Raw genomic sequence first — 626 nt, 5'->3', positions numbered from 1 at the left:
TTTACGTTGATGGGCTATCCAGCGGCCGCGCGCAACCGTCGGTACTACGTGATCGGCAGTGAGCTGTCGTTCGTCCAGGACGGGCCGGACAGCACGTCGCAAGGACGCAATGTGTCGGTGAAGTTCCGCGCGCTGGCCGATGACCAGCCGTATCGTCCGCTGCTCGTGACGAAGCGGCCGGAAGTGTCGGGCATCCAGAGCGCGACGGTGGTGGGGCCGCAGGTGTCGGAGGTGTACACCGACAGTCTCGGGCGGATCAAGGTGCATTTCCACTGGGACCGCTACAAGACGGTGGAGGCGGACGCGTCGTGCTGGATCCGGGTGTCGCAGGCGTGGGCGGGCAAGGGGTGGGGCGTGCTGGCGATGCCGCGGGTCGGGCAGGAAGTGCTGGTGACGTATGTGGATGGCGACCTCGACCGGCCGGTGGTGACGGGGATCGTCTACAACGGCGAGAACCCGACGCCCTATGACTTGCCGAAGGATGCGCGCTACACGGGGCTGGTGTCGCGCTCGATCAAACAGGCGGGGCAGGCGCAGAACGGGAGCCAACTGACGTTCGACGACCAGTATGGCGCGGAGCGCCTGATGCTGCATGCCGAGCGCGACATGCAGCAGACCGTCGAGCG

The 626-nt window shown here is 66.5% G+C and carries 1 protein-coding gene; it reads left to right on the top strand.

Annotation, left to right across the window (positions count from 1 at the left end; translation table 11 throughout):
* Positions 1-626: type VI secretion system tip protein TssI/VgrG (gene tssI / locus HWX36_RS37530; protein ID WP_244136623.1), on the top strand; the 626-nt coding region annotated here is incomplete at both ends.

This window comes from Burkholderia sp. BCC0405, from assembly GCF_902833075.1.
In the GTDB taxonomy this organism is placed as follows: domain Bacteria; phylum Pseudomonadota; class Gammaproteobacteria; order Burkholderiales; family Burkholderiaceae; genus Burkholderia.
The sequence above is the reverse complement of the archived record's forward strand: the minus strand, read 5'-3'. Positions and strand labels throughout refer to the sequence as shown.